Genomic DNA, 25,768 nt, shown 5'->3' on the forward strand with positions numbered 1-25,768 from the left:
TCCGCTCTGACTTGACCAGAACAGGATTACTTTACGCCGATCATGCTGACCGAAACCGGTGAAGAGGTGCGCTTGCGCCAGCCTGATGACCCCATCGCCGCAATTGATCGCGCCATAGCACGCGTTGACGAGAAACGTAGCTATCTAGGAGCGATGGAGAACCGCTTGGGCAATGTAATCGAAGGCGCAAATGTTACGTCGATAAACCTTACCGAAGCACGTTCACGCATTATGGATGCGGATTATGCAGCGGAAAGCTCCGCTTTAGTGAAGGCGCAAATTTTGCAGCAAGCCGGAAATGGCGTACTGGCCCAAACGAACCTGATGCCTGAGACCGTATTAGCGCTGTTAGGTTGATTTAGTCCACCCAGACCTCAGCTCGCTTCGCTACGCCGTGATGACTCGTGGTCGACGTTCGCATCAGCCAAGCATGCACCACACACCGGGCCCGCACCTCGAACCCGGCCTGTTCATACAACGTCCGCGCCGGGGTATTGCGCTCATCCACCGCCAGTAGTACCTCATTCACCCCGGCCTCTCCCGCCAGGCGCAGCGTTTTATCTACTACTTGCCTGCCCAGCCCATGGCCACGCCAGGCGGGCACCAGCCCCATATACATCAACTCCCAATTACCGGCTGCCGGGTGCGGCGCAAGCAACAGCACACCGGCATCCTCATTTTCACAGCGCACCAGGTACCACTGCGCTGGGGCATGCACATCCTGGCGCCGGAACCCCATCAGCGCCTCTTCCGCCGTGAATATTCCTTGCAGCTCGGGGCAGTCCAGCGAGCCCTCCTCTACCTGGGCGAACAACTCACAAAAACGCTCGAAGGTAACCTCACCCACCTGGGTAAACGTGGTCATCCTGCCGGCCTCCGGCGTACTCACCCCCGCTTGCGGAGAAGCCCCCAGATAGTGCAAGCACACCACTTGGGGAAAACCATTGGCTTCCAGCAGTGCCGCCGCTGGATGATCGTCCACGTCAAGCACCGTTTTCATCACCCGGATGCCCTGCCCCCGTGCCCAACGAGTCGCGGCTTGTAGCAAATCGGCAGCGCCGGCATATGCCAGTTGCGGTAGCCATAGATTGGCTTCCTTGCCGGGCAGGACTTCCACCCAAATGGCGCCGGCGGGTTTACCTTGCTCATCCGGCTTTATCAGTAAACCACTCCAATCGGGATCAAACCGTTCTAGTGCCTGTTTGATGGCCGCCGTCAGTTTGGCTCTGTAGCGTTCATCCTGTGCCGCGGCCAGTTGTAAAACAGCGTCGCGCCGCACTGACTCAGGGCAGGTGATCACATTCGATCCGGTTTCAGTTGTATAACCCCCCCTCTTCGGCACTAGCGTCTCTCCTTTCAGTAAATAGCTGTACATATTAAAGCTTAGATACAACTTAGCTTGCCAAAGACAGCCCTACTGAGCCGTACTGCACCTACCTTTTAACTCTTTCCGCTATGCCCGGCGACGTTACCTTCATTCAGCGACGATAACGACCAATAGCCGATTGAAGGCTTGATTGAAGGCTTAAGTGTGAAGATCTCGATAAGAACGCCGCTCTTCAACGCTGAACAAGGTACTGCTTGTTCGCCTGGTCTCACTGACCAAGGCCTGGCGAGTCTAGGGGGTAACGTTGTCGATGCGGAGAAGCATCTGGAAAGGCGAAGGTGAGCCGGGCCTGAAATAGCCGCGTCGCTGCGCTCCTCGCTATGACACTACTAGCCCTGACGCTGTAACCCCTCGCCCGGCAGAGCCGGCCTTATATGGACCCGTCCCGTTGTGCAAGCCAGAGGCAACAATGCATGGGGTGAGGACTGCACGCTTATATCCGGCCTATCGGTGGCACCTTGAGTGCCTGGCCTTGATGGAATGCGCGCTCTCTGATCTGATCTCCCACTCGGCCTCGTGATGGGCCTTCCCGGCTAGCAGAGTGTCAGAGAGCCGGTCTTACCGGTCATGCCATCGAAGCGTCTCGCCTGCGCAACCTCGGGGTTGGGTAAACTAGGGTACAACAAGCTAGTGTCTACTTTTTCTCATCATCAGGCGGCCCGCCCTTGTGGCTGGTAGCGTTGCCCGTGAACCAGTAGGGACCAACAGATCCGAGCCAACTTGTTAGCCAGCGCCACGATGGCCTTGCGCTGACCGACGCGTGCCGCCAACGTGCATGCCCAGCGTGCTAGCCGATCCGGATGTTCCTGGCGCTGGAACTGGCGTAAAGCCGCTCTGGCGCCGTGTACCAGCTGACGCCGGACCTCGCCATTGCCACGCTTGGTGATGCCCTTCAAGCGGCTGTGCCCTCCGCTGGAGTACTGCCGTGGCACCAGCCCCAACGATGCACTGAACTGACGGCCACTGGGGAACCGGGCCGGATCTCCCAGGTGGCTGAACAGCAACGTCGCATTGATCGGCCCGATACCGGGGATGCTCATCAAGCGCTGTGCCTCCTCTGATGCCTTGGCCAACGCCTGCAGACGCTTGTCATAGTGCGTTACCCGAGCATCGAGTTCGCGCCATTGGTCGAGCAGATCGGCCAGCAGCGCGAATAACTCATCGCCTAACCGTGCCTGCTGCTCATCGAGCAACTCGCGGATGATGCCCTGACGTATCATGGCATGTCCCTGGGCTACGACGAGGCCGAACTCCCCCATTAAACCACGCAGCTCATTGCCGATTGCCGTGCGGTCTCGAACCAGTCGGCTGCGAACCCGATGTACGGCCTGGGTAGCTTGCTGGGTTTCTGTCTTGATGGCGACACGAGGCGTAGCAGGGCGCGCAGCGGCTTCGGCAATGGCGGCAGCATCGCGCGCATCATTCTTGTGGCCGAGAACGAACGGTTTGACGGCCTGGGGTGGCAGCAACTCTGTCTCGTGTCCCAGGGCGCGGATTTCTCTCACCCAGTAGTGTGCTGAACCACATGCCTCCATGGCCACTCGGCAAGGCGGAAGCTGGGAAAGCACCATGCGTAACTGGTCACGCTGAACCAGCTTGCTGAAGATCTTGTGGCCCCGCCCGTCTACGGCGTGGAGCTGAAAGACGTATTTCGCCAGGTCAATGCCGACAATGCTAATCTGATTCATGGATGGACCCTCCTCTCAGGATGCCGTCAGTGCCTCATGCACCAGTAGGTAGATGGGCAACCTATCTATCTTGGCACATGGGGGGACGGGTCCATCCCATTTCCCACCAGGTAGTTGGCGGGAAGGCGAAGATCGATTTTAGTGGTACGTTCGTGATCTTCAACCTGCTGCATGCAGCGGCGTTACCTGAGCACGCGGCCGCTGTGAGGCCTGCCACAGCTCATACTTGAGCTGCATCTCCAGCCACATCTCGGCGCTAGTGCCCAAGGCCTGCTCAAGGCGCAGCGCCATATCGGCAGAGACCCCTGCACTGCCGTTCAGGATTCGAGATAACGCGGCCCGAGTCACGCCAAGCCGCGATGCTGCTTCGGTGACGGTCATCTCACCGATGTATTCACGCAACACGGTGCCAGGGTGCGCGGGGTTGTGCATGCGATTCATAGAGCGCTCCTAGTGGTAGTCTTGATAATCAACCAAGATGGCATCCTCCCCCTCGAAAACAAAGGTGAGCCGCCAGTTCCCATTGACTGTGATTGCCCAATGCCCGCGCAGACTACCCTTGAGCGGGTGGAGCTTCCAGCTTGGTGCGTTCATGTCCTCGGGACGCTTGGCACTATCTAGGGCGGTAAGTTGTATTTGCAGCTTCGTGGCATGCTTTCCCTGGATGACAGCAACTGAACCGGTTTCGAAGAACTTGCGCAGGCCTTTGTGTCGGAAGCTTTTAATCATATGAAAAGCGTATAGCATCAGTATACACAAGGCAAGTAGTGAAACTGAGTAACAGCACACAATCGACAAGCTCTAGAGTTGATCGAATGTGTAGGCTAGCCGGGCTTTTGCAGCCACTTATAAAGGCTGACAGAGGGTGGGAGGGGGCGTAAGTCGCATGATATTTAGGTGGCTATGTCTGGGTAACCCTCGCCCGCTGAAGCGGCCTCCCACCAGGAAACGTGCCGTAGAGCCATTGCGAACGCAGTGAAGCAATCTGGGGTTGTGCCCCGCCAGACATGATGCGCCCCGGCCTTCGTGCCGGGGCGCTGGCGTTAGTGGGCGTGGCGTTCGAGTTCGTGCATCGCGGCGCGAGCCAGAAAGGCCGAGCGGCTCTTGAAGTCACTGTTACGCTCGACCGCATTGTCGATGCGCTTGATGAGCAGGTCGGGCAGGGTGACGTTGACCTTGTGGCTCTTCCCCAGATAGGGGGTCATGTCGATCTCGACCGCAGCCCACACCCATCCGGTGTAATCGGGATCCGCCAAGTGCTGCTCGATGGCGCTGGCCGAGGGGATGGGATCGCCGTGTTCAGCCAGATTCTCGAGATGGCCCTCGATGGCCTCCCGAGCGTTGGCGATCGCCTCGTCGAAGGTATCTCCGGCCGAGAAGCAGCCCGGCAGGTCGGGCACTGCCACGCCATAGGCGTGCTGGTCGTCACCTACCTCGATGGCAATAGGATAGTGCATGTCGTTTCTCCTTTGGTGAGACAGGGCGGCAGGTCTCACTTGAGGCCGGCTTGCTTCCTGATGGCCTGTATCAAGCCTTTCTTCAGGTCCTTCTTCGGGTGAGGCACAGTGATGGTGCCGGGCTTGGCCGGATGCCTGAAGTGGTGGTGACTGCCTTTGATACGATCCAGCGCCCAGCCATCCGCTTCGAGCTCCTTGATCAGTTCGCTGCTCTTCACCTCAGGCTCCTGTCGTTGTATGCGGGGTTATAATAACCCCGACAAGGCGCTACGTCCATTCTTGGAGTGAGACGCTACCTCAGCAGCCGCTGATGCCGGAAGCCACCAGGAGGACAGGATGAGCGACAAGATTTACGATTACGATCCGGCGACGGCGCTGGAGAATGAGCAAACCAAACTCAAGATGGCCGCGTCGCGGTACTCCCCGCATGACACCGCTAGCTCTATGCAGTAAACCCCTCGCCCGCTGAAGCGGCCTCCCACTCGGTAGCTGGCTGGGTGGTTGTGAAACGAGTCAAAGGCAAGGCTTGTCATCTCCTGCATCCAGAAGTGCTTTAGTACGCTCACCTTCATGGATGGCCGCTCTCCATAGCGCCTCCCAGTTATCCGGGGGATTACCGTTACCCAGCATCTTGCGGAAAACAGCATACGCATCGTGTTTGCTGTCATAGGCACGCTTGGTGGCTTCGTCGTTGACCCAGGCGTAAATGATGATCTTGCTAGCGAGGTCGTAACGGAAGAATAACCGGTACTGCTGGTAGAATTTTGCTCGGTGCCAATGGGTGTGTTCAGTTCCTAGCGTATTCCCTTGGCGGTACTGAGAGCCGGACGGGTCTTGTGGAATGTCGTGCAAGGCCAGCTTCAAAATCGCGGCCAGGCGTTTGGTCGCTGGCTTGCTGCGGTATCCAATCGGATCTTTCGCTTGGAGTTGCCCTACCGTGCGGGTGAGGGCATCAATCTGCGTCAAAAACAACGGGTGCGCGTAGATCCTCCAGCCGTTACGCGTTAGAGGCGTCATGCGTCATCGTCGTCCTCTGTCAGCGCTTCATCAAGATCGACTTCGATGCCTGACGTCAAGCGCTCGGCCTCGGCAAAGGTGCTGGCAGTCACCGGCTGAATACTTTCCGGGTGTTCCCGCAGGTCACGCTCCAGAAATGCCAGGAAACTGACCATCACGGGGTCTTGACTGGACTCATTGTGGGCACGTGATAGTACCACCTCGCCATTGTCGCGAATCGTGTAGTGAATCCGGTCACGGCGTTTTAGCTTCAGCGCACGCCGAACCGATGCCGGCACGGTCGTCTGGTAGCGATCCGTCAAGGTGGAATCATCTTCAATGGCCGTGTTCATGACGGGTCTCCATTCAATGGCAACGCACTAAAGGTAATGCAAATGCATTGTCTAGTCCAATGGCAATCCCCATCCTCCAGGCCGAAATGGCCTCGTCGCGGTACTCCTCGCCATGACACGCTAGCGCTGACGCAGTAAACCCCTCGCCCGCTGAAGCGGCCTCCCACCAGGTCGCGTGCCGTGGTGTCTTGCGAACGCAGTGACGCATTCTGGAGTTGTGCCTAGCCAGGCTGAGTGGCCACGTCGCGGTACTTCTTTGTGTCGAACGTGACGTTCTGGGCGAGAGCGGAGACATCGATCATCATTGCAGCGATGGTGAGCAATGATCGAGCAAAACCTTGAGTTGGGTTTTAATGACAGGGTCGTTTCAGGATAGTCTTCCTGTCTGGGATCGGGAAACCTCGGACTTGAAACCCTTCAAGATGTAATCCACCCGCGAATTAGCGGCCTTCATTCGGGCATTGGCCTCTCGCAGCTTCCTGTTGACCTCCTGCAAACGGGAGTACGGATCTTCCTTCACACGACGCAGGGAGACCATGAGCTCATCGAAAGATACACCTGCAGCGAGATGTTGATTTGCCATCTGGTAATCCCCTGTCACAACTAATATTGCCCCTATCCTAGTTTCCTTCTGTACAGGGTGCGGCCTGAAATCGACCATAATCATGAGGTTAAAATACTCATATAGCGTTGTTACTTATTGAGTATTTTCGTAGGCAGCAAAGAAGGGGTTTTAATCTTGGCCAGCTTTTCGTCAGTATATCGCCCTTCGTCAGCATCCGAGGGCGGGCCTGCTACGCACGTGAGTGCTCGAAGCGATTACCGTTCGGTAATTATTGAAGTACGAAACTTGAGGTCATGGCTTACGATACCGAGCGGTAATATTTATCTGGGCAGAAACGCAAGGGTGAGAGCACCAATGGAGCCACAAACCTTCTCTTATACAGCCGAAACCGGCAGCCGGATTGTGACCTGCCCCGTGCCGTGGCGGCGTAAAGCCTTGATGCAACTGGCCGCCGCGCAAACTGCCCAGAGCGATGCCGACGTGGCAGCGATCGAGCAGTTGCTGGAACGCGAGGATGTCGATTGGCGCGGTTTGTTGATCACACCCGACGAAAGCGAGCCTAACGGGGCGGTGTGGGTGGAGGTTCTGCCCGGCAAGGAGGCCAACCTGTGGCTGCCGCAGCCAGGCTGTTCCAACGCGCCTGATTTACTCAGTGCCGCGATTTACTGGGCGCGGGGGCAAGGCATCCGCTTGGTGAAAACGGTGCTGGAGGTAGGCGAGCATTCCACAGCGGCGCTGCTCACGGCCAACGGCTTTCCTGCGGTGGTGTGCCTGCATTACCTGAGCGCTCCTGCCCAGGCGGAAGAGAATTCGCCGGTGGCGGGCAGCCGGGCTACGTTTACTCATGTCAGTGAGATCACGTTCGAACACTTTGCGGCGCTGTTCGAACGGGTGGAGGAAGGGTCAAAAGACTGCCCCGAGTTGCAAGGGACGTTCACGGCGCAGGAGGCGCTGATGGGATTTCAGCGCCAGGACGCGCATGCCCCGGCGCAGTGGTACCTGGTGCGCTGTGAAGGGGAAGATGCCGGCGTGCTGCTGCTTGCGCCGCACCCGGAAGCGGGTAACTGGGAGCTGATGTACATGGGCCTGGTGCCCGCCTGGCGCGGCCGGGGGCTGGGTAGGCAAGTGGTGAACGAGGCGCTCCGACGGGCGGCCAAGGCCGGGGTGGACGAGGTGTTGTTGGCGGTGGATGAGCGCAATACCCCGGCACGGCAGTTATATGAGCAAGCCGGGTTCAAGGTGCAAGCCAGTTGTGTGGTGCATGCCTGGATAGACGCCAGCGCCACGGCGGCTAACCCCTCGCCCGGCGGAGCCGGCCTCCTACCATGAAGCAAGTTTTGTGCAGGAATTCCGGTAACCCTCGCCAGGTGAAACTGGCTTTCAACCCTGATCGGATGAGTACAAAAAGCACACCATGTGCTACATTCGAATCATGAAACCAATCACGTGGAACCCAGCGAAGAATCGACTACTCCAAGATGAAAGAAACATCTCCTTCGAAGATGTGGTATTGCACATCTCGATTGGGGATATTCTGGATACGCTCGAACACCCGAATCAGAAGCGATATCCAGGTCAGAAAGTCTTTGTTATTGAAATGGAAGGATATGCTTTTCTGGTTCCCTTTGTAGAGTCGGAAGATGAAGTTTTTCTGAAAACGATCATCCCGAGCCGGAAAGCGACCAAAAAGCTATTTGGGAGGTACAAAATGAGCAGGCTGGATAAAGAAGAGCAAGAGGTTCTGGATATGTTTGATGCTGGACAGCTCCAGCGAGTGCCAGATTTTGAAGAGGGAAAAGCACGGCACCAGCAGTATGCAGAAGCCATGTTCAAAAAGGATGCACGCATCAATATCAGACTTTCTTCCAAGGATCTTCGTGGACTTCAGAAAAAGGCCCTTGCGGAAGGCATACCTTACCAGACGCTGGTGGCCAGTATTTTGCACAAGTATGTAGAAGGTCGCTTGCATGAGGATCGGTAGCTGGCCAGGTAAGGCACTGAATATCAAACTTTGCAGAACACGGTAGTAGCGAACCTACCGGCAGGCGCCATGGTTGGCGCTAGTAACCCCTCGCGCGGCAAGCCGCCCTCCCACCATGAAACGGGCCTTTGTTCAGGAATTCGGAATAACCTCGCCCGTCGGAGCCGGCCTCCTACTTGGCTTCTCGCTTTCAAGCCTGAATACATGGTGGGAGGGCGATTCATCGCGCGATGGTTTTGATCGCTGAGCCTGGGGTGGAGCCGGCTTCTAAACCCGTCATGAGCCGAGCATGACTTTCAGCAATATTCCGGCGTACAAAACGTAACCTAAGTCATGTTCGTTGAATGACGTTGTTTGCCCCGCTCAAGATTCTGTTAACTTGCAAGGATATGTTCTGTCAAAGGGGCGAATGATGAACGAGACAACCCTGGCCACCTGGCTTGCCGGTGTGGCGCTATTGCTAGGCCTTGTGAGTTTGAGTGTGGTGGGCGTGGTCCTGGCCAGAAGGCGTGCGAATGCCGCCGAGAAGCCCGCCGAGCCCCAGGAGAAAGCCCCACCGGTGGAAGCCATCGCGCCGGTCGCGCCGCGGCGGGAGAAAACGAAACAGAAGCCCAAGACGCAACAGTGCCTTTTCGTGGTGTTCGATTCCCCTGGGCAGCAGGCCAATCAGGCACTCGGCAACCTGCTTCAGGCCCGCAATGCCTTTTACGAGGCGGAGCTGGGCGTCTACCATCTACCCCCTTCGCCCGAGGGATATCCGTTGATGGTGGCCAACTCGGCGCCGCCGGGTAAGCTTCCGCCTTTACATGCCGACGAAGAGCAGCCTCCCGTGCAGGGCGTTTCGATTCTTATCCGCTTTCTCAATACCCGGCGGGTATCGCGCAACCCCGAGGCATTGATCGACTTCACCCATGAAGTCGCGGATATCGGCGGACATATTCTGGATGCGGATCGTCAGCCGGTGACGGAAGAGACATTTGACGCGTTGCGCCGCGAGGCCGGGTAGTATCGCCGACGTCTCTTCCTTTTAGTGTCTAAATTGTTACCGATCCAATATTTTAACGCCCGACGGGCCACATTGATGCAAGGCAAGTATGACCGATAACGACTACCAGCATGTTCTCGATGAGCTCGATCACATAATCCAGGAAACGTATTTCACCATGGCGCAGTTCGAAAGCACGGGCATGGACGAGCGGATGCCCCAGGATTACACCAGGCTGGAGGAGATTCTGACCCAGGCGGTGAAGGATCAGCGTCGCTACACCCAGAAGATGTTGAATACTCTCGATAATGCTTGAAGCCTGTCGCCCTCTCCTTTTCTCAACCACTTGCTTCAATTACTTGCTTCAACCATTTGCTTCAACCACTTGCCTGGCTCGACCCTGGCCTGACAGCCTCTTGACAACGCCTGGGCTCTTCACGTTGCGCGGCTGGCGTTGAAGCGCTGCCGGCTATCGGCCATCCTCCTGGTACCGTCTTGCTGTATCGCTAAGGAAACGCTGATCATGGAAGAGGTCACCAATGAGTTCATCATGCGCAACAAAGGCGCCCTGGAGTTGGGTGTGGCGCTATTGCTGGGAGCGCTGATCGGGCTGGAGCGGGGCTGGGCAAATCGTGAGAAGGAGTCCGGCGAGCGAGTCGCGGGGATTCGCACCTACGCATTGGTGGGGCTGTTCGGTGGTATCGCGGCGCTTCTCTCCGAACGGCTCACCCCTTGGGCGTTTCCGTTCATGTTCGTGTCGATAGCGGCGATCGGGCTGGTGGCCTGGCGCGCCCAGGTAACCGAGCGGCGCGACTACAGTATCACCGGCCTGGTGGGGCTGCTGCTGACCTTCTGCTTCGGCGCTATCGCGGTCAGCGTGGACGTCGCCCTGGCGACGGCATGCGCGGTCATCACGGCGGTGATCCTGGACAACAAGCACGAGATACATGGCCTGTTGCACAAGATGCAGGCCAACGAGCTTGCCGCCGGGCTCAAGCTACTGCTCATTTCGGTGGTGATGCTGCCGCTTCTGCCCAATGAGGATCTGGGACCCGGGGGCGTGCTCAATCCCTATGGGATCTGGTGGATGGTGGTGATGATCGCCTCCATCTCCTTCGTGGGCTACTTCGCCATGCGCGTGGGCGGCGCGGAAAAAGGGATTCTCTTCACCAGCATTTTCGCCGGGCTGAGTTCTTCCACCGCCCTGACGCTGCATTTCGCCCGTCTCTCCCGCCACAACCAGACGCTGGCGCCGCTTCTGGCGGCGGGAATATTGCTGGCGTGCGGCACCATGTTCCCCCGCATTCTGGTCTATACAATGGTGATCAACCCCGCGCTGCTGCCGCAGCTCGTCGTGCCCGTGGCGGCAATGGGCGGTGTGCTCTATGTCTGCGCGCTGGTGATATGGCGCACGCAGAAAGACCACCAGACCGTCGACAGACCCGAGCGCAACCAGAACCCGCTGGATCTGCGCATGGCGTTGTTTTTCGGCGTGTTCCTGACCCTGGTACTGCTGCTGGGCCAGTGGCTGCAGGAGCTGCTGGGCAATGCCGGGGTCTATCTGCTCGCGGCCTCTTCGGGGGTGGCGGACGTCAACGCCGTCACGCTCTCGTTGACGCGCATGGCCCAGAGCACTATCGAGCCGCAAACCGCCATGCTGGGTATCGTGATCGCCGCCTCGGTAAACAACGTGGTGAAAACCGCCATGGCCACGGGGTTCGGTACGGCGTTCCTGGGCTTACGCGTGGGCGTGCCCATCGCGCTTTCCCTGCTGGCGGGGTTTCTGACCGCCTGGCTGGTTTAAGTCCTGAACCTTTGCTGTCGGACCGTTACTGTCGGACCGTTACTGACGGACCGATTCCGACGGCGTCCGAGACAATTCAACAAAAGCAGGCATACACCATGGCGTTATTGACCGTTCATTTGCTGGACCAGGTAGAGCGTATCGCCGTCGCCGCCGGCGAGGCCATCCTGGCGTTTTATCACCGTGGCTTCAGCGTGACCGCCAAGGAAGATGCTAGCCCGGTCACCGAGGCCGACCTCGCCGCCAACCGACTTATCCTGCAGGAGCTCGAGGCATTACCGCCACGCATTCCAGTGCTTTCCGAAGAGGATATCGAGGCCTTCACCGGCGCCGACGCTGCCGGGCGCTTCTGGTTGGTCGATCCGCTGGATGGCACCAAGGAGTTCATCAAGCGCAATGGGGAATTCAGCGTCAATATCGCCCTGATCGAGAATGGCCGGCCGGTGCTGGGCGTGGTGGTGGCGCCGGTGAGCCAGTCGGTTTACCTGGCCATGCATGGATGGGGCGCGTTCAAGAGCGATACCACGCACTCCCGGCAGGCGATTCATGTCGCGCAGCGCCCGGAGCCAGGCGTGCCGTGGCGGGTACTGGTCAGCCGCTCCCGCTCCCCCGAGCGCCTGCAACCCTGGATCGATGCGCTGGGAGAGCATGAGCGGATAGCGCTGGGAAGTTCGCTCAAATTGTGCTGGATTGCCGAAGGGCTGGCCGATGTCTATCCGCGCCTGGGACCGACCTCGCAATGGGACACCGCCGCGGCCCAGGCGGTATTGGAAATGGCCGGCGGGCGGGTAGAAACCCTGACGGGCGAGCCACTGCGCTATCCGGTGCCGCGCCAACTGCCCGGTGACGTTCTCAATCCCGATTTCATCGCCTGGGGAGGTTCGTCGGCGACATGGCAAAAGTGACAAAATTAAGACATTGGTAGTATTACGACTTTAGTTTACAATGCACTGCAACAAGCCCGTTTCACCGGTTCTGCAGTGCCGCCATCGAACGCGATGGACGAACTGAAGCCAGTTGGAGATAACCGCCATGTCGCTCGATATTTCCCCCGCCGCCAACCTTCAACGCAGCCTGCGCCAGTGTTTATCCACCGTGGCGGCACTGCTTTACGATCACGGTCATGTCCTGGAAATCATCACCCTGCCCCATCGCGGGTTGGAGCGCGGCGAATTGAAGACCCTGAAGACCATCTCTAGCGAATGGGCTACTTGTCAGCAGGTACTGGAAATCAGTGAAGCCGCCACCTATAACGGGCACGGTCGCTTTGTACTGACGGCCATGGGGCGGGAGATCATGTTCGACATGTTCGGCCAGGGCGCGGCGGACTGCGCCTGAAACGGCCGATAAGGGCTCGATAAATACGCTCAGAATACTCGCAGAATACTACCCCGCCGCCACTGAGTTGATTTCAGAGGCTGACGGGGTGAAGTCGTTCACCTAGTTCATTAGCTTGTTCAAAGCTAGCTCGACGGCTCGACGGCTCGACGCCTAGCGGAGGCCCAGCATGGAAAGAATGAACAGGACGACCACGATCAAACCGATGATATAGATGATATTACGCATTGCGGCACTCCTTGCTGCTATGTGTCTTTGCGGTTTAGGGGCTGGTCTCACCAGCCGACGCTACCAGCCTAGCAGCTAAATCCGGCTTCTGCTTGCCAGCGCTCCGTATCAACGATCTTAGATAAAATTGCCCAGCACAAAGGCGAAGGTAGCGCCAGTGATTACAAAGGCCAGCAACAGGGCGACTCCATCCCGTGCCACCAGCCCCAGGCCGAACAGGGTCAGCGCCAGTCCCGCGCCATTGGCGGTGAACGGAACCACCTCCATAGGCGGCATCGCCAGCGCGATCATCAGGCAGGCCACGGCGGTCAAGCGAATGCCGATATAGCCGGTCAACCACGGCAGGCGCACCGACAGCACATGGTCGATCCAGCCGGCGGGCTTGCGCATCCAATGCAAGCCCTTGTCGAATTTCCTGCGTGACATCGAGCGCTTGAGCAACCAGTTCGGCAACCAGAAATGCTCACGCCCCGCCAGTAGCTGGACGGTCACCAACAGCACCATGAGCGCCATCAGCGTCGGCATTCCGGGAATATCCCCCACCACCGGGGCCAGCGTGATCAGCCCCGTCACCAGCAGCAGGGGGCCGAAGGAGCGCCTGCCCACGGCTTCGACCACATCGTCCATGCTGATTTTTCCGGTGCGGTTGGTGATATTATCCATCTCGTCGAGCAAGTCCGTCAGGCTTTCCGCCTTCCGGCCTGCCTGACCCTTGCCGCTCTTATTGCCGTCCTTTTCCGGCTGTGCTTCCTTGGCCTCAGTCATGACTCTCCTCGGCTCTCCTCTGCTTGTAGCTTGGCGCGAATGAAGTCGCGATGATCCACGTGCAGCAGGTCCGCCAGGCGGCGAATACGGTGCTCTTCCAACGGGTCGACACTGCCGTCGGCCCAGGCCAGCCGCCACATCAATGCGACAAGCTCGAAACGCTGGTCATAATCGTAGTGCTCCTTGACCAGACTGACGAACTGGTAATGATCGACGGCGTCCTCGACTTCCTGGCGGGCAAGCGACATCAGCTCTTCCACCGCCGGGTCGTCCAGATGATAGCGCTGGATCAGCATGTCGCGCAGGGCGTCGAGCTCCGCTTCGCTGGTGTGATAGTCGGCGCGCACCACCTCGCAAAGCAGCGCCGCGCTGGCGAGCTCCAGGGTCAGGGTGCGGTCTTCGCGCTGGTCGGGCTGCGCCAGCGTGCGCTGAAAAAACTGCTGTATGGTCGCCAGCATGGCGTTCTCCTGTAGCAAGACGCAGCGTTGTGACCACGCCAGGAGCGGACGGTTCTCAGCCTTCTCCCCGGTGCTTGCGCTGATCGCGCAGTAATTGATCACGTAGCTGGGTGGGGAGTTTCTTGATGATCAGGCGGTCCTGGGTTTCGTCGTATTCGATGCTCGAGCCCAAAAGGTGCGAGTCAAAACTGATCGACACGCCGCCGGCGCGGCCAGTAAAGCGACGGAACTGGCTCAGGGTGCGCTTGTCGGGCGGTATTTCTTCCGCCAGGCCGTAATCCGCATTGCGGATATGCTCGAAAAACGCCTTGGGCTGCTGCTCGTCCACCAGGCTGGAAAGCTCCTCCAGAGTGATCGGCTCGCCACGGCGCAGCTGCTCGTCGGCGTACTCCACCAGCGTATCGGTCTTTTCGCGACTGGTGGCGTCGTCGTAGTCCTCCTGCTTGACATAGTCGCTGAAGGCCTTGAGCAGGGTACGGGTCTCGCTGGGCGCATCGATGCCCTCCTCCACCCCCAGCAGTTCGGCGACGGCTTCGGCCAGTTTCTTGCCGCCGCGATCCTTGAGAAACGAGACGTACTGAGTGCCGGGTGCGTTCGCCTGCCACTGGCTGAGGTTGACTCGCGCCGCCAGGGAGAAGCGCCCCAGATTGAGCTGGGCGGCAGGCACCGCACGATGCTCGGCGTCGATACCCACGCCTTCGCGCTGATGCACCAACGCCAGGTTGAGGGTCTCGGTATCGCCCTGGCGGCTATGGGAAAAGATCAGGTAACCACTTACCGAAAGTTGCTCCGCCAGGAGGGTACACAGGCGCTCCGCCACCTCGCGGGTGATGGTCGCGAAGTCCCGCTCGCCCTGGTGATACCGCGCCAGCCAGGCCGGGAACGGGCTACTCGCGCCCTCTTCGGCAAACCGGCCCCAGCCCTTGGGCTTGGTGTTGTAGGCATCGTTCAACGTGGCGACCAGCTCCGCCATCGCCTCGCTTTCGGCATGCTCCGTGCTTGCCGGTGTCAGTATCAGGCGGTCGCCTTCGGGGCTGGGGTCGAGCCGGTGGACGATGCTATGCAGTAGCGGCATGAAAAATCTCGTGCAGTGTGGAAAAGGACAACGCAGCAGCGGCGACCGGCCGCCTTACGGCTTGAGACGATAACCGGTGCGAAATATCCAGGTGATGACGCCCAGGCACAGGGCCAGAAACACCACGATCATGCCGACACTGGCGACCAGGCTGACATCGCTGATGCCGTAGAAGCTCCAGCGGAAACCGCTGACCAGGTAGACCACCGGATTGGCCAGGGTCACGCCTTGCCAGAAAGGCGGCAGCATGTCGATGGAGTAGAAGCTGCCGCCGAGAAATGTCAGTGGGGTGATCACCAGCAGCGGCACCAGCTGCAACTTATCGAAGCCGTCCGCCCAGATACCGATGATGAATCCCAGCAGGCTGAAGGTGACGGCGGTGAGTACCAGAAAGGTGAGCATCCATATCGGGTGGGCGATTTCCAGCGGGACGAACAATCCCGAGGTGGCTAGGATGATCAGCCCCAGCAGGATCGATTTCGAGGCCGCCGCGCCCACGTAGCCCACCACGATCTCCAGGTGCGAGATCGGCGCCGAGAGAAGCTCGTAGATGCTGCCGGAAAACTTGGGAAAGAAGATACCGAACGAGGCGTTGGAGACGCTCTGGGTCAGCAGCATCAGCATGATCAACCCCGGCACGATGAACGCCCCGTAGCTGACGCCGTCGATCTCGCTGATACGCGAGCCGATCGCCGCGCCGAACACCACGAAGTAGAGCGAGGTGGAAATGACTGGCGAGACGATGCTCTGCAGCAGGGTGCGCCGGGTGCGGGCCATCTCCGCCATGTAGATGGAACGGACGGGGTAGAGATTCATGCGCGCTCCTTGACCAGGTCGACGAAGATATCCTCAAGCGAGCTCTGACGGGTGTGCAGGTCCTTGAAACCGACATCGGCGGCGCCGAGTGCCGCCAGCAGCGCCGAGATGCCGCTGCCCTCGCTACCTTCGCTGCTTTCGCGGCTGGCCTCGTAGGTGTAGATCAACTCGCAGCCATCGGCGGAAAGCTGCAGATCGAAGGCGGCCAGGGACGCCGGCACGCGTTCCAGCGGTTGGTGGAGGTGCAGGGTCAGCTGCTTGCTGCCGAGCTTGCGCATCAGCGTGGCTTTCTCCTCCACCAGGACGAGCTCGCCGCGATTGATCACGCCGATGCGATCCGCCATCTCCTCGGCTTCTTCGATGTAGTGGGTGGTGAGGATGATGGTCACGCCGTTGTCACGCAGCTGGCGCACCACCTGCCACATCTCGCGGCGCAGTTCGACGTCCACCCCCGCGGTCGGCTCGTCGAGAAATAGGATGCGTGGCTCGTGGGACAACGCCTTGGCGATCAGCACCCGGCGCTTCATGCCCCCGGACAGGGTTATCAGGCGGTTGTTGCGCTTGCCCCATAGCGCCAGCGACTTGAGCACACGTTCGATATGCGCGGGATCGGGCGGCTTGCCGAACAGGCCCCGGCTGAAGCTCACCGTGTTCCACACGGTCTCGAAGGCTTCGTTGGTCAACTCCTGGGGCACCAGGCCGATGCGGGAACGGGCGGCGCGATAATCCGCCACGTGGTCGAATCCATCCACCTCCACCCGGCCCTGGGTGGCGTTGACCAGGCCGCAGACCAGGCTGATCAGGGTGGTCTTGCCGGCCCCGTTGGGGCCCAGCAAGGCGAATATCTCCCCGCGCCGGATCTCCAGGTCGACGTGCTTGAGCGCCTGGAAGCCATCGGCGTAGGTCTTGTTGAGCCCGCTGATGCGGATGATCGGTTCGCTCAAGACACTCTCCCGTCACTCACCCGACGCCGTGGCCGGGCCACGGCGTGCTGGCAAATAGCATAGACTGCCAAGGCTCAGCTGCGGCTGGTGACTTCCAGCAGATGGTAGCCGAACTGGGTCTTCACCGGGCCATGGACCTGGTTCAACTCGCCGTTGAAGACCACGGTATCGAACTCCGGGACCATCTGGCCGGGGCCGAAGCTGCCCAGGTCGCCGCCCTGGCGTCCCGAGGGGCAGGTGGAGTGCTGCTTCGCCGCTTCGGCGAAATCGCGACCGTTCTCGATCTCCTGCTTGAGGGCGTTGCACTGCTCTTCGCTGTTGACCAGGATGTGACGTGCGCTGGCGCGTGTCATAGGGAGGCTCCTTTCTCGTTTTGGTTTTCCAGTTCATTTCCTGCGGCCGGCGGCATTGCCGCCTCGAGTCCCGCCGTGAGAGGCGCGACCCGGACACTGAGTCTACCATGGCGCGCCGAACGAACTCCCGCCGCCCGGCATCAAAAGGTGGAAAAGCCGCTGGCCTCCATGAAACGGTAGAGCCAATAGCGCCACCGGGAGTCATCGGCGTATTGTGGGTACGCCACGCTATAGCGACGCCCCTGCTCGTTGTTCCAGCGGCGCTCGAAGTATGCCGCCACCTCGCGCATGACAGGCGTTTCGTCTGCGGCCAGCAGGCGCACGCTGGTTTCCAGGTTGAGGTCATCCAAGTTGCGGCGGGTGAAGTTCGCCGACCCCAGGATAAGTTCAGCGTTACCCTGATGGGACTGTTTCATCAGCAACTTGTCGTGGCACTGCTCGCCCTGGGTGTCGCACCAGCGCACCGGAACGCCCGCCTCGTGCAGTTCGTGGGCCGCCTGGCGATTGGGAATGCCGTTCTTCTCCCGGCCGAAGGCAGCCTTGTTGGGATCGAGCAGCACGCGCAGCTCGACACCGCGTTCCTGGGCGGCCTTCAGCGCCTCGATCAACTCCCGGTGGGCGAGATAGAATACCGCGATATCCAGGCGGTCTCCCGCCTCGCTCGTTTCCACCGCGTACAACAGCGCCTCGCCGATGCGGCCCTCCGTCAGCACCTGCAACTCCGCATCCGGCGCTTCCTCCCGCGCGGGAGGCGAGGCCGGTCGAGGCGGAATCTCACCGCCGGACATGGCCGCAACGGCACGTTCGGTCTCGAACAGGTCCCGAGCCGCGGGCCCGGTGAAACGCAAGGCGACGTTGCTATGCAGGCTACTGGCATCGTGGGGATTCGCCGAGGTTACCAGCCCCACCCACTCATCGCCCCGGTCGACCACCAGTGTCTTGCGATGGTTGGCGTTGAAGTTGAGTAGCGCCAGGTAGCTGCGCAGGGTGACCTTGTCGGTACCGAAGATGCTGGGCAGCCAGCCATCATCGGCCGAATTGCCCAACCAGCGGCAGCACAGGTGCCAGAGCCCCGACCAAGTCGGGTTGGAGGCGCGCTGCTGCGTGAGGTCGGTGAAAATCACCGACACCCCCGCCTCACGCAGCGCGGCGAAATGCTCCGGGGCGATGCCGCCGTAGAAGGTGTTGATAGGGTCGGTGATCACCACGATCTCGAGCCCTGGAACCTCCTCGCTGCGCTCGATCAATGCCTGTGTCAGCTGCGAGGCGATCGGCCGATACGGCTGCCCGTCCCCCGCCGTGGCCACATCGACCTCGTTGAACAGGAACACATCCAGCACTATCAGCCGCTGCGCCTGGCCGATCAGGCGCAGCATCTCGTCATAGATGGCGTGTTCGAAGCGGCGTTCGCCCTCGGCGTCGACGAAGGTTTCATCGCTGAAAAACGCCACCTCCTCGGCGGCGCGCAGCGGCATCGGTTCGCCGATACCCGGCGGCAACGGCTTGTAGACCTGATAGAGCGCCATGGCCAGGTAGGCCGCCAGCGCTATCGCGACCATACCGAGTATCACGCGCTTCCTCCTGGATATCGGCGTAACGGTCATGAGCCATCCTGGCTGAAGACGCCACTGATGGTCATGGCACTGCCAATGGCTCCAAGTGCCCGTTCGTGAGCGCTCACCGCTGCCGGACCCCGGGCGCAGGCCACCACTACCCACGCCTGGTTTCTATTTTGAGCCTGGGTTTCATCTTGGACCTGGGTTCGCGGCTCGGCGATACCCGCATCGCAACTGCGCCGGTACTGCGTACCGGTCTTGTGGGCAAAGCGTATCGACTCGGGAAATCCGGCCTTCAGGCGCTGCTCCCCCGTGGTGGTGAGCCGCATCACCGCGATCAAGGTATCGCGGCTTATCTCCCGCAGCCCGGCATCGCCGTGATACAGCGCCGCCAGCAGCGCGCCGAAAGCGGAAAGGTGCCCGGTATTGAGCCCTTCGGCTTCATAGGCATCGAAGGCGCTGGCGTAGTCGGGCAGGCGCAGGTCGCTCTCGGCCACACCCAGGCGGTCGGCGAAGGCCGCCACACGCGCCGCCAGCGAGCCGGTGCGCCGCAAGTCGATGAAGTCCATGCCGCTGAGCTCGAACGCCCCGGGATGCAGCTCGCCGTAAAGATGACGGCGCACATCCGCCAGGGTAGTGATACGGCCAAGGGCTGCGGGGTCGCCCCCGGCTTCGGCCACCATCGCCCGGGCACGCTGGTTGACGGCGTCTTGGCCCACGAGACGTATCAGCAGGTCGGTGGCGGTGTTGTCGCTATGAGTAAGCATCTGTTCGAGCAGAAAATCGATACGCAGCCGGCTGCCCGGCTCGTGCCAGTTGGTCTCGCCGGCACCATCGATATAATCCTCCCGGGTGAGGGTCATGCGGTCATCGAGGGAAAACTCCCCGGCTTCGACCCGCGCCAGCACTTCCACCGCCACCGGCACCTTGATCAACGAGGCCAGGTACCACGGCTCCCCGGCACGCCACGAAAATGACTCCCCGCTGTGCAGGTCCTCGATATATACCCCTACTTCGCCGCTTAGCTCCGTCTCGACATGAGCAAGCTTGTCACTAAGGGACTCCTGCCAGGTGCTGCGCTTGTCCACCGCATAAAGCGCATCCGCGCAGACCGGTGCCGCCAGCAACGCAATGCTCAGCGCCACTCCCGCCCGACGGTGGAACACTGTCGCCATCAGACGCCGTAACCTCACCCTCATTTATTGGCTCCCATCCAGCGTGTCGCAGCAATCCAGCCCGCGGCTCCCACTATCAACAGTGCGCTGACGCCCAGCACCTGTGGATAACTGAACGCCTGCCAGCTGGCGAAGACGAAGCGCAGCACCAGAAAGATCAGCACGATATGAAAGATGAATGCTTTCAGCGCATCCGTGCCCACCAAGGTAATCGGCTTGAGAGCTCGCGCCAAGGGGCTGCCCCCGGCTAGCGCAAGCGCCAGCAATACCAGAGCGCCACCCATGCTGAAGAGCATGAAGGAGAGTTTCGGCGGGTGTTTGCCGATATTTCTCGCCACCGCCATCAGCGCGGCATAGACCTCCCCCTGGAACAGCGCCAGGGCGAAGAAGCCCGCCAGCGCCAGCGCCCCCAGCCCCAAAAGTGCCAGCACCAGGCGACGACGCGTCACGGGATGAAAATAAGTGCGCAGGATGGCCTCGCCGATCAAAAGGCCCGAGAAGACCAGCGGCGCCCGGCTCAGCTGGCCCCAGGCGTAGTGGTCTTCATGGTCGACCAGCATGGCCTTGAGAATATCGTTACCGCCGAAATCGAACCCTTGCAACCAGGCCGAAAGCACAACCAGGAGAACGATCACGCCCAGGCGGCTCCATAGCGGCGCCCACGCCCACAGCGGCAGCACCAGCGGCACCCAGCCCAGGGCGATGGCGTAGAAACCGAGTATTTCCACCCAGATGGCAAAACGCTGGTAAAGCAGCGTCTGCAGGATCTCTTCCGGCGGGTAGAGCGGCAGCATCTCGATGATGACCAGCGCCTTGTACCAGAACAGTACTTCCAGGGCGCGCAGCCAGAGCTTGAGCCGCCGCTGCTTCCAGCGCTCGCTCCCGGCATGGGGCAAAAATGCCACCGCCAGGGCGATACCGAAGACCAGGATGAACAGCGACGAGGAAAACTTGGTCAGCAGATGCACCGGCACCATGCCCCACTCGGGCACATCGGAAAGCCCCAGCAGCCCGGTTACCGAATGGCTCACTATCATCAAGGCAATGGCGATGCCGCGTGCCAGGTCGATCGCATCGATACGCCCCTCGGCACGCGGCAATTGCGGCACTTCCCCCAAGCGCCCTGCCCATGTCGACGCCTTCCTGGCGTTTTCGTCCTCTTCCATCAAGCTCCCGTTATGCCATCAATACTCTGGTCATCAATACTCTGGTCATCAATACCCGGTCAGTTGCGGTAGCCAGGTAACCAACCCGGGCAGCGCTATGAGTATTAGAATAGTCGCTAACACCGGCAGCAGGAAAGGCAGGATGGCCCTGACGACCTGACCGTAGCGCAGCCGGGTGATGCCCACCATCAGAAACAGCACCGTGCCGAAAGGCGGCGTGATGACCCCCACCGACAGCGTGATTACCATGACGATACCGAAATGCAGCGGATCGAGACCGGCGGTCAGGGCCGCAGGCACCACGATGGGAGTGAAGATCAAAATGCTTTCGATCACCGACATGAAGCAGCCGATAAGTAGGAAGAACAGTGCAAAGCAGAGCAGCAGGATGATGGTGGGCATGTCGATACCGGCCACCTGTCCGGCCAGTGCCTGGGGGATACCCATGCGCACCAGAATCCAGCCGTAGAAGCTCGATACCGCGATGATCAGCAAGATGACGGCACTGAACATCAAGGTACGTCGGAATGCCAGGTAGAGATCGGCCAACTTGAGATCGCGGTAGACCAGCCCGCCCAGGATCACGGCGTACAACGACGCCACCGCCCCGGCCTCGGTCGGCGAGAAGAAACCACTCCAGATACCTCCGACGATAATCGCCGGCATCAGCAGCGGTAGCACCGCCCGCTTGCCGGTGCGTATCACTTCCCGCTTGTCGAACGGCGTCGGCGCGGGCATCTTCACCTTGCCGGTGGCGCCCATGATCACGGTCATGCCCATCAGCAGCAGCGCCATGAGAATGCCGGGTACCAGACCGGCCATGAACAGGGCGCCGATACTCACGTTGGCCAGCCAGCCGTAGACCACCAGAGCGATGCTCGGCGGCAGGATCGGCCCGATGACACTGGAAGCGGCGGTGATACCCGCCGAATAGCCCAGGTCGAAACCGCGCTCTTTCATCGCCTTTATCTCGATACTGCCAAGCCCCGCGGCGTCCGCCACCGCCGTGCCCGACATGGTGGCGAAAATGGAGCTGGCCACCACGTTGGCATGCCCCAGGCCCCCTTTGGTAAACCCTACCAGGGCGGTGGCGAAGTCGAAGATTCGCGTGGTGGTCGATCCGGTATTCATGATGTTGGCGGCGAGAATGAACAGAGGTATCGCCAGCAGGGTGAAGTTGTTCAGCGTCTGCACCATGCGCAGCGGCAGCAGCTCGACCGGCAACCCGCCGGTACCGGTGAACACCAAGGCGATGAACGAGGTCGTGCCGATCGCTACCACTACCGGCAAGCCGATGCCCATCAGAACCAGCAGGCCACCGACGAAAATGAGCAGTTCGGTCATGTCAGCGACTCCTCTGAGGCTTCGCCCTCGTCGAACCAGTCCACCGGTCCACGGAGGGTTTGCCAGGCCGCCAGCAGCGCCATACCGGCGAAGCTGAAGAAGACCCCGTAATAGAGATAGCTGAAGCTGATGCCCAGCGAAACACTACGGTTGTTCGCGCTCATGTCCGACATGATCCAGGCGCCCCACGCGGCAAGGACGAAGAACACGCAGGAAATCAACGTAGTGATGCGATACTGCAGCCCCTTGGCCAGATGCGAGAGCCGATGGCTGAACAGGTCGACCATCAAATGCTCACCCCGAACCCAGGCCGAAAGCGAGCCAAAGCCGATGGCGTATATCGCCAGCATCGTGGCCACCTCCTCGGTCCATGGCATCCCCAGGCCCAGCACATCACGAGCCAGCACCGCCGCCACTATCAAGAGCAGGATGGCAGCCAGCAACAGCACACCGAGGGCATCACAGACGTGCGCCACCAGGCGTAACAGGATAAAGGCCAGCCGGTCTGGCCACGCTCGGGGTGGTGTCGATACTCCAACCACGGGGTTCTCCTCAAAAGCGACAAAAATACTGCATAAAAAACTACGACGGCCGCAAGGCCGCCGTAGAGAGGTCATGAGAACATGCTGTTACTGGGTATCGCCCAAGGCGTCTTCACGTACACCCTCGGCCATATCCGCCATCACCCGGTCGATCGCCGGCAAGGCCGCCTCACGGAAGGGCTCGACATCGGGCTCGATGATGGTCATGCCGTTCTTCTTCAGCTCTTCCAGATAGAACTCATCCAGTTCCTTCTCGCGTTGCGTGCCGTGTTCACGTGCTACGTCGATGGCCTCGGCGATCAGCTCCTGGTCCTCGGCATCCAAGCCTTCCCACCAGCGCTTGCTGGCCACCCAGTTCCATGGGAACTGCACGTGGCTGGTCATGATGATGTGATCCTGAACTTCCCACAGGCGCCGGGTATAGGGCGACGAGAGCGAATTTTCATGGCCGTCGACCTGGCCGGTCTGCATCGCCAGGTAAATCTCCGGCGCCGGTACGTTGACCACCTGGGCACCGATCTCCTCCCACACTTCCAGCCATACCGGCAGCGACGGCAGACGCAGGCGGAAGCCTTGGAGGTCTTCTGGCGAATGGATCGGCTTGTTGGCGGTCATGTGGCGCGGCCCGCGGTGCTGGGTACCGAAGAACTTGAGTCCGCCCTGCTCCTCAGCCTTTTCCACCAGGGCCTGACCCGACGGGCTCTCCATGTAGGCATCGACTTCATCCCAGGTGGAGAATACGAAAGGTACGGTGATGGCATCGTATTCCGGCGCATACTGCTGGCGCCAGTTGCCACCGGTGATGGAAAGCTGAGTCTGGCCCAGGTTGAGCAGTTCCAGGACGGCATTTTCCCCACCCAGCGAACCGGCCAGGAAAGGACGCACGTCGAAGCGTCCCGGTGCCTGCTCTTCGAGGTATTCGGCGAAACGCTCCACAGCGGCACTTTCCGAGCCGCCTTCGCTCATGGTGTTGTTGACCTGGATTTCGATGGGGTTGGCGAGTGCAAACGGGGCGGCGGTGAGCATTCCCAGGGTGGTTAATGTGGCGAGCAGTGTGTTCCGCATCGGATCTCTCCCTACGGGATTCGTTATTGGATTGGGATGTCATGTGTACAGCGTTCACGGGGCGGCTTGGTCATAATCTGGCTATTCTTGCCTCAGTTCTTGACGCCACGGTGATGGCTCAACGTGAGCCGCCACGTTGTACTCGATCTTGAAACAAGCCATGGCGAGGCTCAAATCGACGTTGAAGAAGGGTGCCTTCGCCAAATACGATGGCTTTTATCCTCACTAATCATGCACTGCTCTACCTCCTACCCCCATTCATACGACCAAAGATGTATAGATGCTGGCCTGTCATGGCCATCTCAATGGCAGCCGAAACAGATTTCAAAACCCTTTATCCCCTGCCCATCGTGGGTTTTGCCTTTCTGGAGATTTCACCATGCACGAAGCCAACCCTGTGGTTTTCATCACCGGCGCCACATCTGGCATTGGTCGCGCCAGCGCCCGCCGTTTTGCCGAAGCCGGCTGGTCGCTGGTGCTGACCGGCCGCCGTGAAGAGCGCTTGAGCCAGCTGCAGCGAGAACTCCAGGACCTGGTACCGGCGCATGCAGCACGGCTGGATGTCACCGACGCCCAATCCGTCGCCGAGCTGGTCGCCGCATATCAATATCAACCGCCTGGAAATCATGCCGCTATGTCAGCAGTGGGCGCCATTCAATGTGATCCGTGACTCGTCCGGGCAGGACTAGACGCTTGGAAAACAAGCAAGAACATTAGTGAAGCCCGCCCTAGCAGGTGGTACCGATCAGGTGATCCACCAGGTGCCGGGCGATGACCGGCAGAGTGTCGTAGCGGCGCATGCCGATCATCAGCTCGCGATGGGCCCAGGGGTCGGAAAGCGGGATGCTCTTGAGTTCAAGGTCACGCAGGTCACGATAGATGGTGCGCTCGGGAAGCACGCCCACGCCCATGCCGTGATGGATCATGCGGCAGATGGCATCGAAGCTACGCACCTGGATGCGCATGCGCAGGGTCTTGCCGGCAAGCTGGGCCTGGTCATGCAGCAAAGTCTGCAGGGAAGCATCCTGCTGCAGGCCGATGAAATCGAAATCGGCCGCCTCGTGCAGCGAGATGGAGTCTCGTTCGGCTAGAGGATGCTGGCGCGGCGTCATCAGCACCAGGCGGTCGCGGCGATAGGGCATCACCTGCAACTCCTGTGCGGCCACGTGACCGGCGAAGATGCCCACATCGGTCAAGCCGTCGCGTACTGCGGCGATCACCTCACTGCTGACGCGCTCCTGCAGATCGATCTTGATCTGTGGATAGAGCCGTGAGAAGGCGCTGAGATCCTGGGGCAGGAAGGCGATAATGGCCGAGGTATTGGAGTGAATGCGCACATGGCCGCGTATGCCTTCGCCGTACTCGCTCAGCTCCGCCTGCAGACGCTCCACGTTCTCCAGGATACGTCGCGCATGATGCAGGAATGCCTGCCCCGCCGGCGTCAGCTCCACCCCCCGTGAGCGCCGGTAGAGCAGTGTCGTGCCGACCAACGCTTCCAGGTCGCTGATGCGCTTGCTTACCGCCGCCAGCGCCAGGTGCTCGCGTTCGGCCGCAGCCGTCAGTCGCCCTTCATCGGCAACGGATACGAACAACTTCAAGGTGACGAAATCGAAACGGCGCATGGCAAGCTCCTGGTGACCTTGCGCCATCCTAGCGCAAGGTTTCGCGAGTTACGAAGCCCAGCTTGCTGATTGCCTAATTGCGAGGTACCGGGGCCTCACGCATGC

Annotated in this window: 30 protein-coding genes; 9 read left to right on the plus strand and 21 right to left on the minus strand. The window is 60.2% G+C overall.

Translation table 11 applies throughout. The features are described 5' to 3' along the window. Positions 1-42 precede the first annotated feature (42 nt). Complete coding sequence (locus R5M92_RS10445; protein WP_346795866.1) at positions 43-357, plus strand: flagellin; 315 nt, start codon at positions 43-45, stop codon at positions 355-357. Position 358: 1 nt separating this feature from the next. Here R5M92_RS10445 and R5M92_RS10450 read toward each other — a convergent pair whose 3' ends face one another. The 8 genes from R5M92_RS10450 to R5M92_RS10485 form a co-directional block, all read right to left on the minus strand. Beyond that, a complete protein-coding gene (locus R5M92_RS10450) occupies positions 359-1,300 on the minus strand; it encodes a GNAT family N-acetyltransferase (RefSeq protein ID WP_346795867.1) in 942 nt (313 codons plus the stop codon). A gap of 737 nt (positions 1,301-2,037) precedes the next feature. After that, positions 2,038-3,075 carry an IS110 family transposase gene (locus R5M92_RS10455; RefSeq protein ID WP_346795868.1) on the minus strand — a complete coding sequence of 346 codons (1,038 nt, stop codon included), beginning with the start codon at positions 3,073-3,075 and terminating at the stop codon, positions 2,038-2,040. A gap of 159 nt (positions 3,076-3,234) precedes the next feature. Further along, positions 3,235-3,516, minus strand: coding sequence for a HigA family addiction module antitoxin (locus tag R5M92_RS10460; RefSeq protein WP_346795869.1), 282 nt, complete (start codon positions 3,514-3,516; stop codon positions 3,235-3,237). 9 nt (positions 3,517-3,525) lie between these two features. After that, the gene (locus tag R5M92_RS10465; RefSeq protein WP_346795870.1) at positions 3,526-3,804 is read right to left on the minus strand and encodes a type II toxin-antitoxin system RelE/ParE family toxin; all 279 of its coding nucleotides are present in this window, start codon (positions 3,802-3,804) and stop codon (positions 3,526-3,528) included. 314 nt (positions 3,805-4,118) lie between these two features. Further along, positions 4,119-4,532 (minus strand): type II toxin-antitoxin system HicB family antitoxin, encoded by a 414-nt coding sequence (locus R5M92_RS10470; protein WP_346795871.1) that lies wholly within the window; start codon positions 4,530-4,532, stop codon positions 4,119-4,121. Between the two features lie 35 nt (positions 4,533-4,567). Continuing rightward, on the minus strand, positions 4,568-4,750 hold the full coding sequence (locus R5M92_RS10475; protein ID WP_346795872.1) for a type II toxin-antitoxin system HicA family toxin: 183 nt from the start codon (positions 4,748-4,750) through the stop codon (positions 4,568-4,570). Positions 4,751-5,045: 295 nt separating this feature from the next. Then, positions 5,046-5,549, minus strand: coding sequence for a type II toxin-antitoxin system YhaV family toxin (locus tag R5M92_RS10480; protein ID WP_346795874.1), 504 nt, complete (start codon positions 5,547-5,549; stop codon positions 5,046-5,048). After that, positions 5,546-5,881 carry a type II toxin-antitoxin system PrlF family antitoxin gene (locus R5M92_RS10485; protein ID WP_346795875.1) on the minus strand — a complete coding sequence of 112 codons (336 nt, stop codon included), beginning with the start codon at positions 5,879-5,881 and terminating at the stop codon, positions 5,546-5,548. The genes R5M92_RS10480 and R5M92_RS10485 overlap by 4 nt, the downstream gene beginning before the upstream one ends. A gap of 919 nt (positions 5,882-6,800) precedes the next feature. Here R5M92_RS10485 and R5M92_RS10490 point away from each other — a divergent pair. The 7 genes from R5M92_RS10490 (at position 6,801) to R5M92_RS10520 (ending at position 12,554) form a co-directional block, all read left to right on the plus strand. After that, complete coding sequence (locus R5M92_RS10490; RefSeq protein ID WP_346795876.1) at positions 6,801-7,775, plus strand: GNAT family N-acetyltransferase; 975 nt, start codon at positions 6,801-6,803, stop codon at positions 7,773-7,775. Positions 7,776-7,878: 103 nt separating this feature from the next. Further along, positions 7,879-8,427 carry a hypothetical protein gene (locus R5M92_RS10495; protein WP_346795877.1) on the plus strand — a complete coding sequence of 183 codons (549 nt, stop codon included), beginning with the start codon at positions 7,879-7,881 and terminating at the stop codon, positions 8,425-8,427. Positions 8,428-8,839: 412 nt separating this feature from the next. Then, entirely contained in the window at positions 8,840-9,433 is a 594-nt protein-coding gene (locus R5M92_RS10500) for a cell division protein ZipA C-terminal FtsZ-binding domain-containing protein (RefSeq protein WP_346795878.1), read from the plus strand. Between the two features lie 88 nt (positions 9,434-9,521). Further along, positions 9,522-9,728: a hypothetical protein gene (locus R5M92_RS10505; RefSeq protein ID WP_346795879.1), complete on the plus strand. Its 207-nt coding sequence runs from the start codon at positions 9,522-9,524 to the stop codon at positions 9,726-9,728. 207 nt (positions 9,729-9,935) lie between these two features. Then, complete coding sequence (locus tag R5M92_RS10510; RefSeq protein WP_346795880.1) at positions 9,936-11,216, plus strand: MgtC/SapB family protein; 1,281 nt, start codon at positions 9,936-9,938, stop codon at positions 11,214-11,216. A gap of 98 nt (positions 11,217-11,314) precedes the next feature. After that, the gene (cysQ, locus tag R5M92_RS10515) at positions 11,315-12,121 is read left to right on the plus strand and encodes a 3'(2'),5'-bisphosphate nucleotidase CysQ (protein ID WP_346795881.1); all 807 of its coding nucleotides are present in this window, start codon (positions 11,315-11,317) and stop codon (positions 12,119-12,121) included. Between the two features lie 127 nt (positions 12,122-12,248). After that, a complete protein-coding gene (locus R5M92_RS10520; RefSeq protein WP_346795882.1) occupies positions 12,249-12,554 on the plus strand; it encodes a hypothetical protein in 306 nt (101 codons plus the stop codon). Between the two features lie 345 nt (positions 12,555-12,899). Here R5M92_RS10520 and R5M92_RS10525 read toward each other — a convergent pair whose 3' ends face one another. The 12 genes from R5M92_RS10525 to R5M92_RS10580 all read right to left on the minus strand — a co-directional run bounded on the left by R5M92_RS10525 (position 12,900) and on the right by R5M92_RS10580 (position 24,041). Beyond that, positions 12,900-13,445 carry an exopolysaccharide biosynthesis protein gene (locus tag R5M92_RS10525; protein WP_417339155.1) on the minus strand — a complete coding sequence of 182 codons (546 nt, stop codon included), beginning with the start codon at positions 13,443-13,445 and terminating at the stop codon, positions 12,900-12,902. 98 nt (positions 13,446-13,543) lie between these two features. Beyond that, positions 13,544-14,005, minus strand: coding sequence for a TerB family tellurite resistance protein (locus R5M92_RS10530; protein WP_346795884.1), 462 nt, complete (start codon positions 14,003-14,005; stop codon positions 13,544-13,546). 55 nt (positions 14,006-14,060) lie between these two features. Beyond that, entirely contained in the window at positions 14,061-15,080 is a 1,020-nt protein-coding gene (locus tag R5M92_RS10535; RefSeq protein ID WP_346795885.1) for a nucleoid-associated protein, read from the minus strand. A gap of 54 nt (positions 15,081-15,134) precedes the next feature. Then, entirely contained in the window at positions 15,135-15,896 is a 762-nt protein-coding gene (locus R5M92_RS10540) for an ABC transporter permease (RefSeq protein ID WP_346795886.1), read from the minus strand. Next, positions 15,893-16,840: an ABC transporter ATP-binding protein gene (locus tag R5M92_RS10545; protein WP_346795887.1), complete on the minus strand. Its 948-nt coding sequence runs from the start codon at positions 16,838-16,840 to the stop codon at positions 15,893-15,895. Before R5M92_RS10545 ends, R5M92_RS10540 begins: the two co-directional genes overlap by 4 nt. Positions 16,841-16,914: 74 nt before the next feature. Further along, a complete protein-coding gene (locus tag R5M92_RS10550; protein WP_346795888.1) occupies positions 16,915-17,193 on the minus strand; it encodes a peptidylprolyl isomerase in 279 nt (92 codons plus the stop codon). Positions 17,194-17,333: 140 nt separating this feature from the next. Further along, positions 17,334-18,764, minus strand: a complete 1,431-nt coding sequence (locus tag R5M92_RS10555) for a phospholipase D family protein (RefSeq protein WP_346795889.1) — start codon at positions 18,762-18,764, stop codon at positions 17,334-17,336. A gap of 29 nt (positions 18,765-18,793) precedes the next feature. After that, entirely contained in the window at positions 18,794-19,924 is a 1,131-nt protein-coding gene (locus tag R5M92_RS10560; protein ID WP_346795890.1) for a serine hydrolase, read from the minus strand. A gap of 20 nt (positions 19,925-19,944) precedes the next feature. Further along, positions 19,945-21,090 (minus strand): heparan-alpha-glucosaminide N-acetyltransferase domain-containing protein, encoded by a 1,146-nt coding sequence (locus tag R5M92_RS10565; protein ID WP_346795892.1) that lies wholly within the window; start codon positions 21,088-21,090, stop codon positions 19,945-19,947. A gap of 48 nt (positions 21,091-21,138) precedes the next feature. Next, positions 21,139-22,434, minus strand: coding sequence for a TRAP transporter large permease (locus tag R5M92_RS10570; protein WP_346795894.1), 1,296 nt, complete (start codon positions 22,432-22,434; stop codon positions 21,139-21,141). Further along, complete coding sequence (locus R5M92_RS10575; protein ID WP_346795895.1) at positions 22,431-22,976, minus strand: TRAP transporter small permease; 546 nt, start codon at positions 22,974-22,976, stop codon at positions 22,431-22,433. The genes R5M92_RS10570 and R5M92_RS10575 overlap by 4 nt, the downstream gene beginning before the upstream one ends. An 87-nt stretch (positions 22,977-23,063) precedes the next feature. Continuing rightward, positions 23,064-24,041, minus strand: a complete 978-nt coding sequence (locus R5M92_RS10580; RefSeq protein WP_346795896.1) for a TRAP transporter substrate-binding protein — start codon at positions 24,039-24,041, stop codon at positions 23,064-23,066. 379 nt (positions 24,042-24,420) lie between these two features. Here R5M92_RS10580 and R5M92_RS10585 point away from each other — a divergent pair, with 379 nt between their 5' ends. Further along, entirely contained in the window at positions 24,421-24,711 is a 291-nt protein-coding gene (locus R5M92_RS10585; RefSeq protein WP_346795897.1) for an SDR family oxidoreductase, read from the plus strand. Between the two features lie 58 nt (positions 24,712-24,769). Here R5M92_RS10585 and R5M92_RS10590 read toward each other — a convergent pair whose 3' ends face one another. Continuing rightward, positions 24,770-25,663, minus strand: coding sequence for a LysR substrate-binding domain-containing protein (locus tag R5M92_RS10590; protein WP_346795898.1), 894 nt, complete (start codon positions 25,661-25,663; stop codon positions 24,770-24,772). Between the last annotated feature and the right edge of the window lie 105 nt (positions 25,664-25,768).

Source organism: Halomonas sp. Bachu 37 (assembly GCF_039691755.1).
Taxonomy (GTDB): domain Bacteria; phylum Pseudomonadota; class Gammaproteobacteria; order Pseudomonadales; family Halomonadaceae; genus Vreelandella; species Vreelandella kashgarensis.

Coding starts and splice junctions, on each gene's coding strand:
- R5M92_RS10445 (WP_346795866.1), top strand. CDS start 43: ATGCTGACCGAAACCGGTGAAGAGGTGCGCTTGCGCCAGCCTGATGAC.
- R5M92_RS10455 (WP_346795868.1), bottom strand. CDS start 3,075: ATGAATCAGATTAGCATTGTCGGCATTGACCTGGCGAAATACGTCTTT.
- R5M92_RS10460 (WP_346795869.1), bottom strand. CDS start 3,516: ATGAATCGCATGCACAACCCCGCGCACCCTGGCACCGTGTTGCGTGAA.
- R5M92_RS10465 (WP_346795870.1), bottom strand. CDS start 3,804: ATGATTAAAAGCTTCCGACACAAAGGCCTGCGCAAGTTCTTCGAAACC.
- R5M92_RS10470 (WP_346795871.1), bottom strand. CDS start 4,532: ATGCACTATCCTATTGCCATCGAGGTAGGTGACGACCAGCACGCCTAT.
- R5M92_RS10480 (WP_346795874.1), bottom strand. CDS start 5,549: ATGACGCCTCTAACGCGTAACGGCTGGAGGATCTACGCGCACCCGTTG.
- R5M92_RS10485 (WP_346795875.1), bottom strand. CDS start 5,881: ATGAACACGGCCATTGAAGATGATTCCACCTTGACGGATCGCTACCAG.
- R5M92_RS10490 (WP_346795876.1), top strand. CDS start 6,801: ATGGAGCCACAAACCTTCTCTTATACAGCCGAAACCGGCAGCCGGATT.
- R5M92_RS10495 (WP_346795877.1), top strand. CDS start 7,879: ATGAAACCAATCACGTGGAACCCAGCGAAGAATCGACTACTCCAAGAT.
- R5M92_RS10500 (WP_346795878.1), top strand. CDS start 8,840: ATGAACGAGACAACCCTGGCCACCTGGCTTGCCGGTGTGGCGCTATTG.
- R5M92_RS10505 (WP_346795879.1), top strand. CDS start 9,522: ATGACCGATAACGACTACCAGCATGTTCTCGATGAGCTCGATCACATA.
- R5M92_RS10510 (WP_346795880.1), top strand. CDS start 9,936: ATGGAAGAGGTCACCAATGAGTTCATCATGCGCAACAAAGGCGCCCTG.
- cysQ (WP_346795881.1), top strand. CDS start 11,315: ATGGCGTTATTGACCGTTCATTTGCTGGACCAGGTAGAGCGTATCGCC.
- R5M92_RS10520 (WP_346795882.1), top strand. CDS start 12,249: ATGTCGCTCGATATTTCCCCCGCCGCCAACCTTCAACGCAGCCTGCGC.
- R5M92_RS10525 (WP_417339155.1), bottom strand. CDS start 13,445: ATGGATAATATCACCAACCGCACCGGAAAAATCAGCATGGACGATGTG.
- R5M92_RS10530 (WP_346795884.1), bottom strand. CDS start 14,005: ATGCTGGCGACCATACAGCAGTTTTTTCAGCGCACGCTGGCGCAGCCC.
- R5M92_RS10535 (WP_346795885.1), bottom strand. CDS start 15,080: ATGCCGCTACTGCATAGCATCGTCCACCGGCTCGACCCCAGCCCCGAA.
- R5M92_RS10540 (WP_346795886.1), bottom strand. CDS start 15,896: ATGAATCTCTACCCCGTCCGTTCCATCTACATGGCGGAGATGGCCCGC.
- R5M92_RS10550 (WP_346795888.1), bottom strand. CDS start 17,193: ATGACACGCGCCAGCGCACGTCACATCCTGGTCAACAGCGAAGAGCAG.
- R5M92_RS10560 (WP_346795890.1), bottom strand. CDS start 19,924: ATGGCGACAGTGTTCCACCGTCGGGCGGGAGTGGCGCTGAGCATTGCG.
- R5M92_RS10565 (WP_346795892.1), bottom strand. CDS start 21,090: ATGGAAGAGGACGAAAACGCCAGGAAGGCGTCGACATGGGCAGGGCGC.
- R5M92_RS10570 (WP_346795894.1), bottom strand. CDS start 22,434: ATGACCGAACTGCTCATTTTCGTCGGTGGCCTGCTGGTTCTGATGGGC.
- R5M92_RS10580 (WP_346795896.1), bottom strand. CDS start 24,041: ATGCGGAACACACTGCTCGCCACATTAACCACCCTGGGAATGCTCACC.
- R5M92_RS10585 (WP_346795897.1), top strand. CDS start 24,421: ATGCACGAAGCCAACCCTGTGGTTTTCATCACCGGCGCCACATCTGGC.
- R5M92_RS10590 (WP_346795898.1), bottom strand. CDS start 25,663: ATGCGCCGTTTCGATTTCGTCACCTTGAAGTTGTTCGTATCCGTTGCC.